This is a genomic window from Pseudomonas sp. RSB 5.4 (assembly GCF_037126175.1).
Taxonomy (GTDB): Bacteria; Pseudomonadota; Gammaproteobacteria; order Pseudomonadales; family Pseudomonadaceae; genus Aquipseudomonas; species Aquipseudomonas fluorescens_H.
This window is the reverse complement of sequence record NZ_CP146986.1, coordinates 4,627,307-4,642,892: the sequence shown is the minus strand read 5'-3', so window position 1 is coordinate 4,642,892 and position 15,586 is coordinate 4,627,307. Positions and strand designations below refer to the sequence as shown.

Below are 15,586 nucleotides of genomic sequence, written 5' to 3'. Positions count from 1 at the left end.
TCACAGGTTGTACTGCTTGCGCTTGCGATACAGGGTCGACGCATCGATGCCCAGGGTTTTCGCCGCCTGATCGAGGGTGCCCGCTGTCGCCAGCACCGCACCGATATGGGCTTTTTCCAGCTCATCGAGGCTCAGCGCCGCGCCGACCCGTGGTGCGTTGTTCGCCGGTTGCTCGGCCATGCCCAGGTGGCTGATTTCCACGCGTTCCTGCGGGCAGATGATGCTCGCCCGCTCCACCACGTTGCGCAGCTCGCGAATATTGCCCGGCCAGCGATAACCCAGCAGCGCCTCCCGCGCCTCGTCACTGAAGCCGCGAGCCGGACGCGCGTACTCTTTGACGAAGCGCGCGAGGAAGCGGTCAGCCAGGGTCAGAATGTCTTCGGCACGCTCGCGCAGTGGCGGCAGATGCAGTGTGATCACGTTGAGGCGATACAACAGGTCTTCACGGAAGCGCCCGTCGCGCACCATGTCCTCGAGGTTGAGGTTGGTCGCCGCGAGAATCCGCACATCGGCGCGGCGGGTCACCGGATCCCCTACCCGCTCGTATTCCTTGTCCTGAATAAAACGCAGCAACTTGGGTTGCAATGTCAGCGGAAAATCGCCGATCTCGTCGAGAAACAGCGTACCGCCGTCAGCCTGATTGACTCGACCAAGCGTGCTTTCGCTGGCGCCGGTAAACGCGCCGCGACTGTGACCGAACAGCTCGCTTTCCATCAGCTCGGCGGTCAGCGACGGACAGTTGATGGTCACACAGGATTTCTTCTCACGCTTGCTCCAGCCGTGAATGGCCCGGGCCAGCTCGCCCTTACCCGTGCCGGATTCGCCAAGGATAAGGATGTTGGCGTCGGTACCGGCGACCTGACGTGCGGTTTCCAGCACGACTTTCATCGCCGGGCTGTGGGAATCGAGGCCATCCTTGGGTTTGCGGATCTCGCCTTCGAGCGCTTCCAGGCGCGCCGAGAGCTGGCGCACTTCCAGTTGCTTGGCGGTGGCCAGACGCAACTGGTCGGGGCTGCACGGTTTGACCAGATAATCGGCGGCGCCCGCCTGGATTGCGTCCACCGCGGTATCGACTGCCGAGTGCGCGGTGACGATCACCACCCGCATCCACGGCGCCTGAACGCGCATCTGCGCCAGTACATCGAGACCGTTGTCTTCACCCAGACGCAAATCAAGGAAGCACAGGTCGAACACCTGGCGTTGCAACAATGCCTCAGCCTGGGCCGCGCTGTTGGCGGTGGCCACCGTATAACCTTCGTCTTCGAGGCAGTAACGAAAGGTTCGCAGGATGGCGGACTCGTCGTCCACCAGCAGAATGCGGCCTTGATGCTCAGTGGCAGATTCCATTTTTCCTACGCTCCATAGTGATTGATCTTGGGTTAGTCCCGGAAAAATCGGGCAAGTTGCATGGTTGATTCTGAACGATGCGAGCCATAGGAGGGTAGCTCTCTCCTGCTTTAACGGCCAATCCATTGATTTTGTTGGGTTTTTAAACAATCACCGATTTGCAGGGGGTTCCCTGCGTACTTTTCTGACATCCGCGACGTGCTCTCAATTCAATAAGAATGAAATCTCCTACGAAATAATCGTGCATTCCGCACGACCGCAGACGACCCATCGTGCAGGATGCGTCCGTCGCTGAATTTTCATCACTTATAACTTCTTGATTTTATTGAATATTTTTCAAATAAAAAACTGGCATGCAGCCTGCAATAACTCATTCAGCCCGGGCAGATTCCCCTGCCCCAACCGAATAAGAGTGAGGAACCCAGGATGACTCGCCAACGTGCCGCCCAAGTGCGTATCTCGCCACTGCATATTCAGCAAGGCCTGTTTGGCGTACTTGCGCTGTTGATCACCCTGATCGCTTGCCAGCAATACCTGAGCTGGGAAAACAGCCAGAAGCCTGAGCCACTGATCTCGATTCAACACAGCACGCAGACGCACTTCAGCGCCGTCAGCAGCAGTCAGGCCGAAAGCGCCTCGATGCGCATGATGGATGTCGATCAGCCACAGCCGCTGGATCAACTGCCACGTGAAGAGCGCTGGGTTTTCTGACGAACCGAAGAATTCGGGCGCATCGCGCCAGAACACGCAATATCCCTAAATAGAGAAGTAAGGAGAATCACCATGTTGAGCTGGGCAATTACATTCTTGATCATTGCCATCATCGCCGCCGTTCTGGGCTTCGGTGGTATCGCGGGCACCGCCACGGGTATCGCCAAGATTCTCTTTGTCGTGTTCCTGGTGATGTTCATCGCTTCCTTCTTCTTTGGCCGTCGCGGCCGAGGTTAACGATGATTGCTTTAAAGACACTGGCAGCCGCCCTGCTTCTGGGCGGTAGTGCCATGGCGATGGCGGCCAATGATGGCCAGGCGCGGGTCAACGAGCTGCTCAGCTCCGACCCGCAATACCGGGAAACCTGGCAAGGCATTGTGAAGCATGAAGAGCGCCTGCCGGAATGGGTGATGAACCTGTCCGGTACGCCAGACCAGCAGATGAATGCTGTGACTGAAGATGGCGACAAGTATCTGGTCGGGCCGCTCTGCGAATCCGCAGACAAGTGCCTCAACCACCGCTTGATCGTGGCTTTCAGCTTCGACAAGAAAGATGCGTACGCCATGCTCGTCGATGTGCCCGAAGGACTGCCGGCCGACAAGTCGCCCACGCGACATGCGACCTACCGCTTCCTCGGCAAACCGGATCAGGGCATGCAGAACCTGTTGATGGAAACGCTGAAGAAAGATCCGAACTGGTACTGATTCGAACATGAGGGCAGCGCCCCGCTGCCCTTTATTGCGCCTGCCCGAGGAAGGCCGGCGCATGACCAGGGGGCCGGGACGTTCTGACTGTTACAGGGTCGGAGTGACCTACGGGTACAGGGAGTGCCTGCGCGAGGGCCGGGTCAGGGTAAAAGCTGCGACGCAGGTTCGCCGACCCACAGCGGTTCGACGGACTTGCGCTGAGCTTTGTCCGATGCAAAAACATTGATCTAGAGCGTCCTGCTCGTCTTTTAATGCCTCACACTGCGCGCGAAAACATTTCGCGGTGTTTCCTGGCGACCGTATATCGAGAAAGAGTCCCTTTAAACAGTGGGAGATCTAGTCTGCAAATGTAGGCTTTTTCCTAAATTTTCCGACGAATTCACTCGTTCAAAAAATAACCAACCTCGGCTGTAATGGCCGGTTCACGGCACTTATGCCGGCTGAAATGTCGTAATCGAACCGGTTGGGACGCCAGTTTCATTTAAAAAAGCTCATGCCGATTCGGCATAGGGTAGGCGTTTACGGCATTAGACGGCGCAACCTTGCATCGGAATAGTTGCGCCTTTTTTCGCCTGCCGAAGAGCCGTAAACACGCGCTTCGGGGCACCTTATACGGAGGCAGATGCACAGACTTTTCCGCTGAAAGAGCGTTCCAGTTCCTGCATGTGCCTGAGTCAAACGCAAGTAAGGGTAAAGATAATGAAGAAGGCAAAACTCAGCCTCGCCTGGCAGATCCTCATCGGTCTGGTATTAGGGATTGCAATCGGAGCGTTGCTCAACCACTTCAGTGCCGAGAAAGCCTGGTGGATCAGCAACGTCCTGCAACCGGCAGGCGATATCTTTATCCGTCTGATCAAGATGATCGTGATCCCGATCGTCATCTCTTCCCTGATCGTCGGCATTGCTGGCGTGGGCGACGCCAAGAAGCTCGGGCGTATCGGCCTGAAGACCATCATCTACTTCGAAGTCGTCACCACCATCGCGATCCTCGTCGGTCTGGTGCTGGCCAACGTCTTCCACCCGGGCGCCGGCATCGACATGAGCACCCTGGGCACAGTGGATATCTCCAAGTACCAGGCGACCGCCGCCGAAGTGCAGCATGAACACGCGTTCATCGAGACCATCCTCAACCTGATCCCGTCGAACATCTTCGCGGCCATGGCCCGCGGCGAGATGCTGCCGATCATCTTCTTCTCCGTGCTGTTCGGTCTCGGTCTGTCGAGCCTGCAGTCGGACCTGCGCGAGCCGCTGGTGAAGATGTTCCAGGGCGTCTCGGAAAGCATGTTCAAAGTCACCCACATGATCATGAACTACGCGCCGATCGGCGTGTTCGCCCTGATCGCGGTGACCGTGGCCAACTTCGGCTTCGCCTCGCTGCTGCCGCTGGCCAAACTGGTGATCCTGGTTTACGTCGCCATCGCTTTCTTCGCCTTCGTGGTGCTGGGCCTGATCGCCAAGCTGTTCGGCTTCTCGGTGATCAAGCTGATGCGCATCTTCAAGGATGAGCTGGTCCTGGCTTACTCCACCGCCTCCTCGGAAACCGTGCTGCCACGCGTCATCGAGAAGATGGAAGCCTACGGCGCACCGAAAGCCATCTGCTCCTTCGTGGTACCGACCGGCTACTCGTTCAACCTCGACGGTTCGACCCTGTACCAGTCGATCGCCGCGATCTTCATTGCCCAGCTGTACGGCATCGACCTGTCGATCAGCCAGCAACTGCTGCTGGTACTGACCCTGATGGTCACTTCCAAAGGCATCGCCGGCGTACCGGGCGTGTCCTTCGTGGTGCTGCTGGCGACTCTGGGCAGCGTGGGTATCCCACTGGAAGGTCTGGCGTTCATCGCCGGTGTCGACCGCATCATGGACATGGCGCGTACCGCACTGAACGTGATCGGCAACGCCTTGGCCGTCCTGGTTATCGCGCGTTGGGAAGGCATGTACGACGACGCCAAGGGCGAGCGCTACTGGAACTCCCTGCCGCACTGGCGCAGCAAGGAAAAACTGCCGGCTGGCGAGATCTCCAAGCCATAATGCAAACACCCTTGTGGGAGCGGGCTTGCTCGCGAAGAGGCCGGCACATCCAACAATTATGTTGATTGACACACCGCCTTCGCGAGCAAGCTCGCTCCCACAGTGACTGATGCAAGCCTTACCGACAAACCCCGGAGCAATCCGGGGTTTGTCGTTTCTGGCGACCCCGCTATCATTCGCCGCATCTTCCGGGGGATTTGACTGATGCTTAATGGCCTGTGGCTTGGCTTCTTCGTCGTGGCGGCAATATCTGCGCTGGTGCAGTGGCTGGTCGGTGGCAACGCCGGGATTTTCGCGGCGATGGTGGAAAGCATTTTCGCCATGGCCAAACTCTCGGTCGAGGTCATGGTGCTGCTGTTCGGCACGCTGACCCTGTGGCTGGGCTTTCTGCGCATCGCCGAGAAGGCCGGGATCGTCGAATGGCTGGCCAAGGTGCTCGGCCCGCTGTTTCTGCGGCTGATGCCGGAAGTCCCGGCCGGTCACCCGGCACTGGGCCTGATCACCCTGAACTTCGCCGCCAACGGTCTGGGGCTGGACAACGCCGCCACGCCGATCGGCCTCAAGGCCATGAAAGCGCTGCAAGAGCTCAATCCCAGCGCGACCATCGCCAGCAACGCGCAGATCCTGTTCCTGGTGCTCAACGCCTCGTCGCTGACCCTGCTGCCGGTGACGATCTTCATGTACCGCGCCCAGCAAGGCGCGCCGGACCCGACCCTGGTGTTTCTGCCGATCCTGCTGGCGACCAGTTGCTCGACCATCGTCGGCTTCCTCTCGGTGGCGTTCATGCAGCGCCTGCGTATCTGGGACCCGGTGGTGCTGGCCTATCTGATTCCCGGCGCACTGATCCTCGGCGGCTTCATGGCGCTGCTGGCGACGATGTCGGCCACAGCGCTGGCCGGACTGTCGTCGATCCTCGGCAACCTGACGCTGTTCGGCCTGATCATGCTGTTCCTGGTGATCGGCGCGTTACGCAAGGTCAAGGTTTACGAGGCGTTCGTCGAGGGCGCGAAGGAGGGTTTCGACGTCGCCAAGAACCTGCTGCCGTATCTGGTGGCGATGCTCTGCGCGATTGGCGTGCTGCGTGCTTCGGGAGCGCTGGACTTCGGCCTCGACGGCATTCGGCATCTGGTGCAGTGGGCCGGTTGGGACACGCGTTTTGTCGATGCGTTGCCGACCGCGATGGTCAAACCGTTTTCCGGCAGCGCCGCACGGGCGATGCTGATCGAGACCATGAAGACCTCCGGCGTCGACAGCTTCCCGGCACTGGTCGCGGCGACGATTCAGGGCAGCACCGAGACAACCTTCTATGTGCTGGCAGTGTATTTCGGTGCGGTGGGGATTCAGCGGGCGCGGCATGCGGTAGGTTGCGCGCTGCTGGCGGAACTGGCTGGCGTGCTCGGCGCGATTGGCGTCTGCTACTGGTTCTTCGGTTAACCACAAATCCCCATTGTGGGAGCGGGCTTGCTCGCGAAAAGGGCGTGTCAGTCGATGGATGCATTGCCTGACACACCGCCTTCGCGAGCAAGCCCGCTCCCACAGGGGTTATGCACAAGGTTTAAGGTCTGGGTTGTTGGGTGAATTGCTGGCCTTGCTGAACAGCCCAGGCGACGACCTTGGCCGTCAACCGATCACTGGCCTGCCCAAACCCAGCCACCACCGCTGGCACCTGCACATCATTCAGAGGCTGACGCTCTTCGAAGCGGCGGCTGGCGAGGATCTTCTGGTCATAGCCGCGCACCAGCAACGCATCGACGCGCACCACGACGCTGGCCTGATTGCCCTGATACTCGGTCTGAAACGCCTGCAAGCTGCCACCCAGTTCCAGATCCGCCGCGAAGTTGCTGTCATCGGTACTGAGCAGCGTCACCCGACCATCCCGGGCAAAGCCATCCAGCAGCCGATTACGCACCAGCACCGGCGCCGGATCGCTCCAGCGCGAAGCCTTGTAGCTGCTGATCACGTCACCCTGTGGAATCACCGCGATGTTTGGCCGGTTCAGCGCTTCGCTGGCCTGCAACTTGTTCAGACGCAGCGACCAGTGCTGGGTCGCCGCTGAGCTGGCCGAGGCGGGCGCTTGCGCGGCGGGCAGGCGATAGACGTCCGAAGGCTCGGCCTTGGGCAGGATCGAGCACGCCGAGAGCAGCGAGAAACTGGCGAGGAGAGCGAAGTGAGTCAGCTTCATGGGGTGAATTCCTTGTTCTTGTCACTGCCCAGCAGGTAGCCGCTGGGGTTGGCCTCAAGGCGTTGGGAAATGCCGCGCAGCGAAGTCAGGGTTTCGCGCAGTTCGCGGATCGCCGGGGCCAGGCCATTGAGGCCCTGCAGGCCGTTGTCGAGCGAGTTCTGGTTCTTGCTGAGCAAGCCGTTGATGGTGGCGCTGCTCTGTTCCAGCGACTTCATCGCCTGCTCGGCACTGCCCAGCGCCTGCTTGCCCTGATCGTTGAGCAGACCATTGGCGTTGCGCATCAACGCCGAGGTTTGCTCGAGCATGCTGCCGGCCTGCTTGCCGACGCTCGCCAGTTGCTGCATGGCCTGACGCAGGTCGCCGCGCTGATCGTTGATCGAACCGGTGGTTTGCTCCAGGTGCGCCAGGGTGTTGCTGACGCGCTCGACGTTCTCCGGGGAAAACATCTGGTTGGCATTGTTCAGCAGCGCGGTGATGCCGGTCATCAGGTCGTTGCTGTCGTTGAGCAGCCGGGAAATGGGCGAGGGCGCCGCGACGATGGTCGGCAATTCGCCGTCATGCCCGCGCAGTTTCGGGCTCTCCGGGGTGCCGCCGCTGAGCTGGATGATCGAAGTGCCGGTGATCCCGGCCAGCGCCAGTTTGGCCTGGGTGTCTTCCTTGACCGGGGTATCACCTCCCAGACGAATCCGCGCCAGCACCCGGCGGGGGTCTTTCGGGTCGAGACGCAGGCTGACCACGTCACCGACCTTGATCCCGCTGTACTGCACGGGGCTGCCCTTGGACAGGCCGCTGACCGCCTCGTTGAAGACCACTTCATAATCCTTGAACTCGCTGTCGACGCTGGACTTGGCCAGCCACAGGCCGAAGAGCAGGGCGCCTGCCACGACAATCACTGAGAACAGGCCGATCAACACATGATGGGCTCGGGTTTCCATGTCAGACCTCGTTGAGCAATTTGGCGGCGGCCAGCGCCGAGCGGCCACGCGGGCCGTGGAAGTATTCGTGAATCCACGCGTCGTTGGTTTCCGAGACCACATCGATCGGGCCGGCCACCAGCACTTTCTTCTGCGCCAGCACTGCCACGCGGTCGGTGATGGTGTAGAGCGTGTCGAGGTCGTGGGTCACCAGAAACACGCTCAGACCCAGCGCATCACGCAGGGTCAGGATCAGTTGATCGAACGCTGCCGCGCCAATCGGGTCGAGGCCGGCGGTGGGTTCGTCGAGAAACAGGATGTCCGGATCCAGTGCCAGCGCTCGGGCCAGTGCAGCGCGCTTGATCATCCCGCCGGACAGCGAGGCCGGATATTTGTCCGCCGCCGACAGCGGCAACCCGGCCAGCGCCAGCTTCACCGCCGCCAGATGCTCGGCGTCGTTGCGGCTCAGGCCGGCGTGTTCGATCAGGGGCAGGGCGACGTTTTCGGTGACGGTCAGCGAGGAGAACAGCGCGCCTTTCTGGAACAGCACGCCGAAGCGCCGCTCAACCAGCGAACGCTCATGCTCGGACAGGCTCGGCAGGTTCTGGCCGAACACTTTCACGTTGCCTTCGCTGGGCCGGCGCAAACCGACAATGCTGCGCAGCAGCACCGATTTGCCGCTGCCGGAACCGCCAACCACGGCGAGGATTTCGCCTTTGTACAAATCCAGATCGAGGTTCTCGTGCACGCTCTGGCTGCCAAAGCGATTGCACAGGCCACGGACTTCGATCACCGCCTCCGAGGGCGCGCGGGGTAGACGACTCACCAGCCCATCTCCATGAAGAACAGCGCAGCCACCGCATCGAGCACGATCACCACGAAAATCGACTGCACCACGGCAGACGTGGTGTGCGCGCCGACCGATTCGGCGCTGCCGCTGACCTTGAAGCCTTCCAGGCAACCGATCGTGGCGATCAGGAAGGCAAAGATCGGCGCCTTCACCAGGCCGACCAGAAAGTGCTGAATACCGATGTCGCTTTGCAGCAGCGAGAGGAACATCGCCGGCGAAATTCCCAGCGACACCGCGCACACCACGCCACCGCCGATGATCCCGCAGAGCATCGCCAGAAACGTCAACATCGGCAGCGCCACCAGCATCGCCAATACCCGCGGCACCACCAGCAGCTCCATCGGATCGAGGCCGAGGGTGCGGATCGCGTCGATCTCTTCATTGGCCTTCATCGAACCGATCTGCGCGGTGAACGCACTGGCGGTGCGGCCGGCCATCAGGATCGCCGTGAGCAGCACACCGAACTCGCGCAGGAAGGAGAAGCCCACCAGATCCACGGTGAATATCGTCGCGCCGAAACTGGCGAGCACCGTGGCGCCGAGAAACGCCACCACCGCACCGACCAGAAAGGTCAGCAGCGCCACGATCGGCGCGGCGTCGAGACCGGTCTGTTCGATGTGGGCGACGACGGGGGTGATGCGCCAACGCTTGGGGCGCAGCAGATTGCGGGCGATGGTTTCGAGGATCAGGCCGATGAAGCCCAGCACTTGCAGGGTGTCCTGCCAGACGGTTTCCACCGCGCGCCCGATGCGGGTGAGCAGTTGCACGCTGACGCTGACTTCCGGCTCCTTGATCGGCACGCAGAAATCGGTCAGCGAGCGATACACCGTTTGCAGCAGTGCGCGGTCAGCCTGGGAAATCGTGCAGTCAGGGTGTTCGGCGGATCTGCCGAGGCGTTCGGAACCGAGCAGTTCTACCAGCAGGGATGCGCCAGCGGTGTCGAGGGCGCCGAGGCTGTTGAGGTCGACCACGGTATTGGCGTCGTACTGGCCGTGGAGTTTTTCGGTCAGGTGCTTGAGGTCGGCGTAATGGGCAAGCGTCCAGTCCCCGGACACCCGCAGGCGGGCAGGGCTGATCGAGGTGTCCAGCTGGGCATTACCGCTCATTGAGCTGCTGATCATAAGCTCCGTGCTTGTTCGGCTAAATACGCTGGCATACGTAATAGCACGAACCGGATTACTTTTCTTTGATCGCTGTGCTGTCGGTCACTTCGAAACGCAGCACGCCGATCACCTGACCGTCCTCGGTCAGCACCCGCACCTGCCACTTGCCCGCCGGGTTGCCGGGGAAGTTCTGCTTGTGCGTCCACGCCCGGTAGCCTTCCTTGCGCCCGCCGTGGATGTCGAGGGCGATGCGGTCGACTTCCTGACCGTTGAACTGCCACACATGGTAGATCCGCTCATCCAGCCCGCGCGGCGCATTGATCGCGGTGTAGGCGTAGAGACCGCCGTTGCGGATCTGCTCGGCACTGACCTGGTCGAGGCTGTCGCCCGGGGTGCGATCCTGCAGTTGGGTGCTGATCGCCACGTCGGTCATCCACAGCGTTGCCGGCGGCACCCACGAGCGCAGCGTCCATCCGACCGCGCCGATGCCGAAGGTGATGCACAGAATCGCCAGCGCGTTGCGCACCGTGCGGATCGGGAAGATCGACGCCAGACTCGGGAACGACAACACCACCGCCGTGCCCAGCGCCCACTTGAAACTCTGCGCGGTGGTCAGGTGCATGATCACCGGCAGCGCGGTGAGCAGGGCGGCGAACAGGGTCAGGGTGTGCAACGCGAGAAAAGCCCAGCGCCGTGGCGCCAGCCATTTGTAATAGAGCGGATCGACAATCGAGATCAGCGCGGCGATGCACAGCAGGCCGGTGAAGATCAGTTGGCCGCTGTTCCAGGTGGTGGTGATGAAGAAGAACGGCAGGACGAAAAACAGGCTTTCCTGGTGGATCATCTGCGTCGCGTAACGCAGCAGCGGCTGGGGGATTTCCCGCTTGAAGATGCGCGTGAACAGGCCGGTCAGGGTGTTTTCCAGCATCAGCCAGATCCAGCTGAGCAGCATGATGATGGTGATCCAGCTCGCCAGCCCCTGCTGGCGGTCGACCAGAATGAAACTGCCGACCCCGGAGATGAAACCGCCAAGCGCAATCACCCCGGGATAGCGCTTCATCAGCTCGAGAATACGCTGGATCAGGAGGGGGATTTTCGGCATGTGGGCGGTTCACGACTGAATAGGAAAAAACCTCGACAGAGTACCGTCCGCCGGGCGACGTGGCGAGGCTCCCGGTCAGTAAAATCACCACAGATCCCTGTGGGAGCGGGCTTGCTCGCGAAGGCGTCGTATCAGTCAGTGCATGTGTTGCATGACACACCGCATTCGCGAGCAAGCCCGCTCCCACAGGTTCAGTGTTCGGCTGGCTTACGGCGATGCAAGCGCCAGCCAATCAGCACCAGCAGCACCACGCCCAGACCACCGGCAATCAGCCACAACACCTCATCATCACTGAGCAACGGTTTCTCGATCCGCAGATACCCCGGTTGCAACAGCAACTCGCGCATGGCCTTGTTCGCCGTTTCCAGCGTCACGCCTTGCAGCTCGCGGGCGGGGTTGGCGAAGCGGCCGTCTTCGTAGTCGCCCAGCGCGCTCCAGTAATAGTCAGCCATCGCGCTGTTGCCTTGCACGGCCCAGGCCTGATGGGCGATGGCGGCCTGTTTGATCCGGGCGAAGGTGTCGGGGTCGAGGCCGTTTTTCAGCAAATCGGCTTTAAGGTCTTCCAGCACCTGTTTGGCTTCGGCGAGGTCATCGCGATCCACGTCAGCGTTGAGGCTCATGAAACCCACTCCGCCAAACACTTCACGCTCGGCCCACGGCCCGTAGGACAACCCATGGTTCAGGCGGATCTGCCGGTACAGCGCCCAGTCGAGGTAGTCCTTGAGGATGTCGAAGGTCTCGTCGTATTGATCGTCGAGCATCGGCTCCGGCACCAGCCAGTGCAACTTGGCGCTGTCGCCGATGAAGCCGCGGGTGAGGGTGCGTTCATGGGCGGCGCTGGTGCGGATGTCCGGCAGCTCACGGTGCTCCGCCGGGTCCACCGCTTCGAGCGCGCCCCAGGTGCGTTCCAGATAGGCTGGCAGCAGTTTGTCGAGCTCGCCGACGACGATCAGGGTCATGTTGTTCGGCGCGTACCAGGTCTTGCGCACCGTCTCCAGTTGCTTCTGGGTCAGGTGACCGACCTCGGCCCGTTGCGGGCACTTCAGGCCCAGTTCCACTGCCAGTTGATTGCTCGCGGTGTGGCCCAGATCCTGGCGGTCGAGGAAGCGCTGCAGGCGCGTGTAGTGACCGCCGTCCTCACGCTCGACCACACGTTTGGCAGCGTTGATCGCGTTGTCGTCGATGCGGGTCTGGGTCAAAAGGTCGAGCAGCAGGTCGAGCACCTTGCGCTGATTCTTTGCCGGGGCTTCGATGACGAACGTGGTGTCGGCGTTGCTGGTGAACGCGTTCCACTCGCCACCCAACGCCTGCATGCGCTCCTCGAGGCCACCTTCACCAGTGGCGTCGACGCCGCTGAACAGCAAATGCTCGAGCAAGTGCGGCAGCTCTTTCTCATCGCAATCGAAATCGTCGAGGCCGACGCCCACCACCAGACGAATCGCCACATGCCCGCGCTCGGTGCCGGGCTTGAGCAGCAACTGCAAACCGTTGGGCAGCGCATAGCCTTCGACCTGAAATCGATCAACAGCGAAGGCGGGCAGGGAACCGAGCAACAGACAGGCGAACAACAGGCAACGCATAACAGGCTTCCATACGGCTGATTTGGAGATCCGTGTCGTCAGTCAGGCCCTCATCGCTGGCAAGCCAGCTCCCACAAGGATTGGCGGCATTCACAAAACCCTGTGGGAGCTGGCTTGCCAGCGATGGGGCCCTGAGGCTGAACTCTGAGTTACTGACTGACCCCAGCCCCAGACGTTCAAGGCGAATGCGTAATGTCTACCATATCGTCCGACTCCAGCGCCCCGGTGTCCGAGGTTTCCAGCACCACATAAGCACTGCTGCAAAACAGCGAATTCAAGCGTTTCATATCGGCAATCAACTCCAGATGCAGCGAACTGGTTTCCAGACTCTGCACGATCTTGCGTTGCAAACGGCTGACATGCGCATGGGCCAGACGCCGTTCCTGTGCGCGGAAACGACGTTTCTCGCGTAGCAGTTGCCGAGCACTTTCCTTGTCGCCGCTGAGGAACACCGACAGGCCCAGGCGCAGGTTGGCGATCAGTTGCTGATGCAACCCGGCCAGCTCTTCCAGACCGTCCTCGGAGAACGAGCGACGCTGCGAAGTCTTCTGCTGCTGCACCTTGCGCAGCATGCGTTCGATCAGGTCGCTGGCCAGTTTCAGATTGATCGCCAGCTCGATGGTCTCCGCCCAACGCCGACTGTCCTGCTCGCCGAGATCCTCGCGGGGCATTTGCGCCAGATACAGCTTGATCGCGCTGTACAGCGCTTCGACGTCATCGGTCAGACGGCGCATTTCCTGGGTGATGGCGGTCTGCTTGCCGCGCAGCACATCGAGCATCGCGTCGAGCATGTTGTCGATCAGGTCGCCCATGCGCAGGGTCTCGCGGGCGGCATTGGCCAGCGCCAGGCTCGGGGTGACCAGCGCCGTTGCATCGAGATGACGCGGCTTGGCGGTGCCGTTGACCTCCGCACGCTCCGGCAGCAGCCAGGCACACAGGCGTGCCATCGGCGAGACGCTGGGCAGCAGGATCAGGCAGCGCGCGGTGTTGTAGAGCAGGTGGAAGCCGATGACCATTTCCTGCGGGCTGAAATCCAGGCCGTCCATCCAGTGCACCAGCGGATCGAGCACCGGGATGATCAGCAGCAGGCCGATCAGCTTGTACAACAGACTGCCCAGCGCCACTTGCCGGCCCGCCGAGTTCTGCATGCTGGTGCTCATGAACGCCAGCACGCCGCTGCCGATGTTGGCGCCGATCACCAGACCGATCGCCACCGGCAGGCTGATCACGCTGGCGCCAGCCAGCGTTGCGGTCAGCAGCACGGCGGCGAGGCTGGAATAGGAAATCATCGCGAACAACGCGCCGACCAGTGCGTCGAGCAGAATGTCGCCGGTCAGCGAGGCAAAAATCACCTTCACCCCTTGGGCGTGGGTAATCGGCGCAGCGGCCTCGACGATCAATTGCAGCGCGAGAATGATCAGCCCCAGGCCAATCGCCACGCGACCCATCTGCCCGAGCCGCGTCTGTTTGCGCGACAGAAAGAAAATCACCCCGAGGAAAATCAGCAGCGGCGACAGCCACGACAGATCGAACGTCAGCACCCGCGCCATCAGCGCGGTACCGACGTCGGCGCCGAGCATGGTCGCCAGCGCCGGGGTCAGCGCCATCAGGCCCTGGCCGACGAAGGAGGTCACGAGCATGGCGGTGGCATTGCTGCTCTGCACCATCGCGGTCACGACGATGCCGGCGACGAACGCGAGCCAGCGTTTGGACATGTTCTGGCCGATCACATGGCGCAGATTGGTGCCGTACACCCGCAGGATGCCGGTTCGGACGATATGCGTGCCCCAGATCAGCAGGGCCACGGCAGACAGCAAATTGAGCAGGGTGAGCATGCAGACCCCCTGTAATGGCAGCGCCCCAGAGGGGCAAGTTGACGGTACCGCGCGGTTTCTACGTTTTTGATACTTAAGCTGTAGTTGGCTAACGGACTGGGCGCCAGCATTGCACAGCTAAAGTGCGGATTGAAACAAAAGTGTCATGAAAACGGGTTTATTCACCTCATCTGAAATCAACGCGGTCCCCTGTAGGAGTGAGCCTGCTCGCGATAGGGCCATCAACTTCAACATCGTTGTTTACTGAACGACCGGCGATCGCGAGCAGGCTCACTCCTACAGGTATTACGGCTGCCCCGGATTCTTCAGTACCCCAAACAATTGTGGGAGCGAGCCTGCTCGCGAAAGCGGTGGATCAGCCAACATTGTTGTCGACTGACACTCCGTCTTCGCGAGCAGGCTCGCCCCACAGGGGTGTTGCGTGATTCAGGACTTCCGGATTACTGCCCCGGAACGTCCTTGCGCAGTTTCACCGGATCTTGCTGCTGTTTCTTCCTGGCCATCGCGCCGCGCAGTTTGATGTTGATCGCTTCCACCGCCAGCGAGAACGCCATGGCGAAGTAGACGTAGCCTTTCGGTACGTGCACGTCGAACGATTCGGCGATCAGCACGGTACCGACCACCAGCAGGAACGACAGCGCCAGCATCTTCAGCGACGGATGCTTGTCGATGAACTCGCTGATCTTGCCCGAGGCCGCCATCATCACCAGCACGGCGACGACGATTGCCGCGACCATCACCGGCACATGGGAAACCATGCCGACAGCGGTGATCACCGAGTCCAGCGAGAACACGATGTCGATGATCGCGATCTGGATGATCGTGTAGAGGAAGTTGCCGCCCTTGCCCGAAGGCTCGTCGCCGCTTTCGTCTTCGCCTTCCAGCGCGTGGTACATCTCTTGCGAGCTCTTCCACAGCAGGAACAGGCCACCGAAGAACAGGATCAGGTCACGCCCGGAAATGCCTTGGCCAAACACCACGAACAGGTCGGCGGTGAGGCGCATGACCCAGGTGATCGACAGCAGCAACAGGATCCGCGTGATCATCGCCAGGCCCAGGCCGAAGATGCGCGTGCGCTGCTGCATGTGCTTGGGCATGCGGCTGACCAGGATCGAAATCATGATGATGTTATCGATGCCCAGAACGATTTCCAGGGCGGTCAGGGTAAAGAAGGCAACCCAGATTTCGGGGTTGGTCAGCCAATCCATGTGTATTCCTTTGAGC

General features: G+C 61.0%; 14 protein-coding genes and 1 pseudogene. 6 read left to right on the top strand and 9 right to left on the bottom strand.

What is annotated here, in order from left to right:
• Window positions 1-1,347, bottom strand: coding sequence for a sigma-54-dependent response regulator transcription factor AlgB (algB, locus tag V9L13_RS21055; protein WP_003220286.1), 1,347 nt, complete (start codon window positions 1,345-1,347; stop codon window positions 1-3).
• Window positions 1,348-1,773: 426 nt separating this feature from the next.
• Between algB and V9L13_RS21050 the strand changes: the two genes are divergently transcribed.
• The 5 genes from V9L13_RS21050 to V9L13_RS21030 all read left to right on the top strand — a co-directional run bounded on the left by V9L13_RS21050 (window position 1,774) and on the right by V9L13_RS21030 (window position 6,230).
• Window positions 1,774-2,058, top strand: coding sequence for a hypothetical protein (locus V9L13_RS21050; RefSeq protein WP_047297449.1), 285 nt, complete (start codon window positions 1,774-1,776; stop codon window positions 2,056-2,058).
• 72 nt (window positions 2,059-2,130) lie between these two features.
• A complete protein-coding gene (locus V9L13_RS21045; protein ID WP_003177151.1) occupies window positions 2,131-2,295 on the top strand; it encodes a DUF1328 domain-containing protein in 165 nt (54 codons plus the stop codon).
• 2 nt (window positions 2,296-2,297) lie between these two features.
• Window positions 2,298-2,762: an inhibitor of vertebrate lysozyme family protein gene (locus tag V9L13_RS21040; protein WP_338800436.1), complete on the top strand. Its 465-nt coding sequence runs from the start codon at window positions 2,298-2,300 to the stop codon at window positions 2,760-2,762.
• 702 nt (window positions 2,763-3,464) lie between these two features.
• Entirely contained in the window at window positions 3,465-4,796 is a 1,332-nt protein-coding gene (gltP, locus tag V9L13_RS21035) for a glutamate/aspartate:proton symporter GltP (protein WP_103519952.1), read from the top strand.
• Window positions 4,797-5,000: 204 nt separating this feature from the next.
• Window positions 5,001-6,230: a nucleoside recognition domain-containing protein gene (locus tag V9L13_RS21030; RefSeq protein ID WP_338800435.1), complete on the top strand. Its 1,230-nt coding sequence runs from the start codon at window positions 5,001-5,003 to the stop codon at window positions 6,228-6,230.
• A gap of 121 nt (window positions 6,231-6,351) precedes the next feature.
• Here V9L13_RS21030 and V9L13_RS21025 read toward each other — a convergent pair whose 3' ends face one another.
• Genes V9L13_RS21025 through V9L13_RS21005 form a run of 5 tightly spaced genes read right to left on the bottom strand, consistent with a single transcriptional unit; the run spans window position 6,352 to window position 10,947 of the window.
• On the bottom strand, window positions 6,352-6,978 hold the full coding sequence (locus V9L13_RS21025) for an ABC-type transport auxiliary lipoprotein family protein (RefSeq protein ID WP_103519954.1): 627 nt from the start codon (window positions 6,976-6,978) through the stop codon (window positions 6,352-6,354).
• Window positions 6,975-7,913, bottom strand: a complete 939-nt coding sequence (locus tag V9L13_RS21020) for an MlaD family protein (protein WP_103483975.1) — start codon at window positions 7,911-7,913, stop codon at window positions 6,975-6,977. Before V9L13_RS21020 ends, V9L13_RS21025 begins: the two co-directional genes overlap by 4 nt.
• A gap of 1 nt (window position 7,914) precedes the next feature.
• Complete coding sequence (locus V9L13_RS21015) at window positions 7,915-8,718, bottom strand: ABC transporter ATP-binding protein (RefSeq protein ID WP_338800434.1); 804 nt, start codon at window positions 8,716-8,718, stop codon at window positions 7,915-7,917.
• Window positions 8,715-9,863: an ABC transporter permease gene (locus V9L13_RS21010; RefSeq protein ID WP_338800433.1), complete on the bottom strand. Its 1,149-nt coding sequence runs from the start codon at window positions 9,861-9,863 to the stop codon at window positions 8,715-8,717. The genes V9L13_RS21015 and V9L13_RS21010 overlap by 4 nt, the downstream gene beginning before the upstream one ends.
• Before the next feature lie 55 nt (window positions 9,864-9,918).
• Window positions 9,919-10,947 (bottom strand): DUF5924 family protein, encoded by a 1,029-nt coding sequence (locus tag V9L13_RS21005; RefSeq protein ID WP_338800432.1) that lies wholly within the window; start codon window positions 10,945-10,947, stop codon window positions 9,919-9,921.
• 93 nt (window positions 10,948-11,040) lie between these two features.
• Between V9L13_RS21005 and V9L13_RS21000 the strand changes: the two are divergent.
• Window positions 11,041-11,139 (top strand): annotated as a pseudogene (locus V9L13_RS21000) (metal ABC transporter ATP-binding protein); the annotation flags it as partial.
• On the opposite strand, the gene V9L13_RS20995 reads toward V9L13_RS21000, so the two are convergent.
• The 3 genes from V9L13_RS20995 to V9L13_RS20985 form a co-directional block, all read right to left on the bottom strand.
• The gene (locus V9L13_RS20995; RefSeq protein ID WP_338800431.1) at window positions 11,139-12,527 is read right to left on the bottom strand and encodes an insulinase family protein; all 1,389 of its coding nucleotides are present in this window, start codon (window positions 12,525-12,527) and stop codon (window positions 11,139-11,141) included. The pseudogene V9L13_RS21000 and the gene V9L13_RS20995 overlap by 1 nt on opposite strands.
• A 176-nt stretch (window positions 12,528-12,703) precedes the next feature.
• Complete coding sequence (locus V9L13_RS20990; RefSeq protein WP_003220268.1) at window positions 12,704-14,362, bottom strand: Na/Pi cotransporter family protein; 1,659 nt, start codon at window positions 14,360-14,362, stop codon at window positions 12,704-12,706.
• Window positions 14,363-14,802: 440 nt separating this feature from the next.
• Window positions 14,803-15,570, bottom strand: a complete 768-nt coding sequence (locus V9L13_RS20985; RefSeq protein WP_027610258.1) for a TerC family protein — start codon at window positions 15,568-15,570, stop codon at window positions 14,803-14,805.
• Between the last annotated feature and the right edge of the window lie 16 nt (window positions 15,571-15,586).

Excerpts from the sequence above, each read along its gene's own strand:
- V9L13_RS21010 (WP_338800433.1), bottom strand. The coding sequence starts at position 9,863 with ATGATCAGCAGCTCAATGAGCGGTAATGCCCAGCTGGACACCTCGATC.
- V9L13_RS21050 (WP_047297449.1), top strand. The coding sequence starts at position 1,774 with ATGACTCGCCAACGTGCCGCCCAAGTGCGTATCTCGCCACTGCATATT.
- V9L13_RS21025 (WP_103519954.1), bottom strand. The coding sequence starts at position 6,978 with ATGAAGCTGACTCACTTCGCTCTCCTCGCCAGTTTCTCGCTGCTCTCG.
- algB (WP_003220286.1), bottom strand. The coding sequence starts at position 1,347 with ATGGAATCTGCCACTGAGCATCAAGGCCGCATTCTGCTGGTGGACGAC.
- gltP (WP_103519952.1), top strand. The coding sequence starts at position 3,465 with ATGAAGAAGGCAAAACTCAGCCTCGCCTGGCAGATCCTCATCGGTCTG.
- V9L13_RS21020 (WP_103483975.1), bottom strand. The coding sequence starts at position 7,913 with ATGGAAACCCGAGCCCATCATGTGTTGATCGGCCTGTTCTCAGTGATT.
- V9L13_RS21030 (WP_338800435.1), top strand. The coding sequence starts at position 5,001 with ATGCTTAATGGCCTGTGGCTTGGCTTCTTCGTCGTGGCGGCAATATCT.
- V9L13_RS21045 (WP_003177151.1), top strand. The coding sequence starts at position 2,131 with ATGTTGAGCTGGGCAATTACATTCTTGATCATTGCCATCATCGCCGCC.
- V9L13_RS20990 (WP_003220268.1), bottom strand. The coding sequence starts at position 14,362 with ATGCTCACCCTGCTCAATTTGCTGTCTGCCGTGGCCCTGCTGATCTGG.
- V9L13_RS21040 (WP_338800436.1), top strand. The coding sequence starts at position 2,298 with ATGATTGCTTTAAAGACACTGGCAGCCGCCCTGCTTCTGGGCGGTAGT.
- V9L13_RS21005 (WP_338800432.1), bottom strand. The coding sequence starts at position 10,947 with ATGCCGAAAATCCCCCTCCTGATCCAGCGTATTCTCGAGCTGATGAAG.
- V9L13_RS20985 (WP_027610258.1), bottom strand. The coding sequence starts at position 15,570 with ATGGATTGGCTGACCAACCCCGAAATCTGGGTTGCCTTCTTTACCCTG.
- V9L13_RS20995 (WP_338800431.1), bottom strand. The coding sequence starts at position 12,527 with ATGCGTTGCCTGTTGTTCGCCTGTCTGTTGCTCGGTTCCCTGCCCGCC.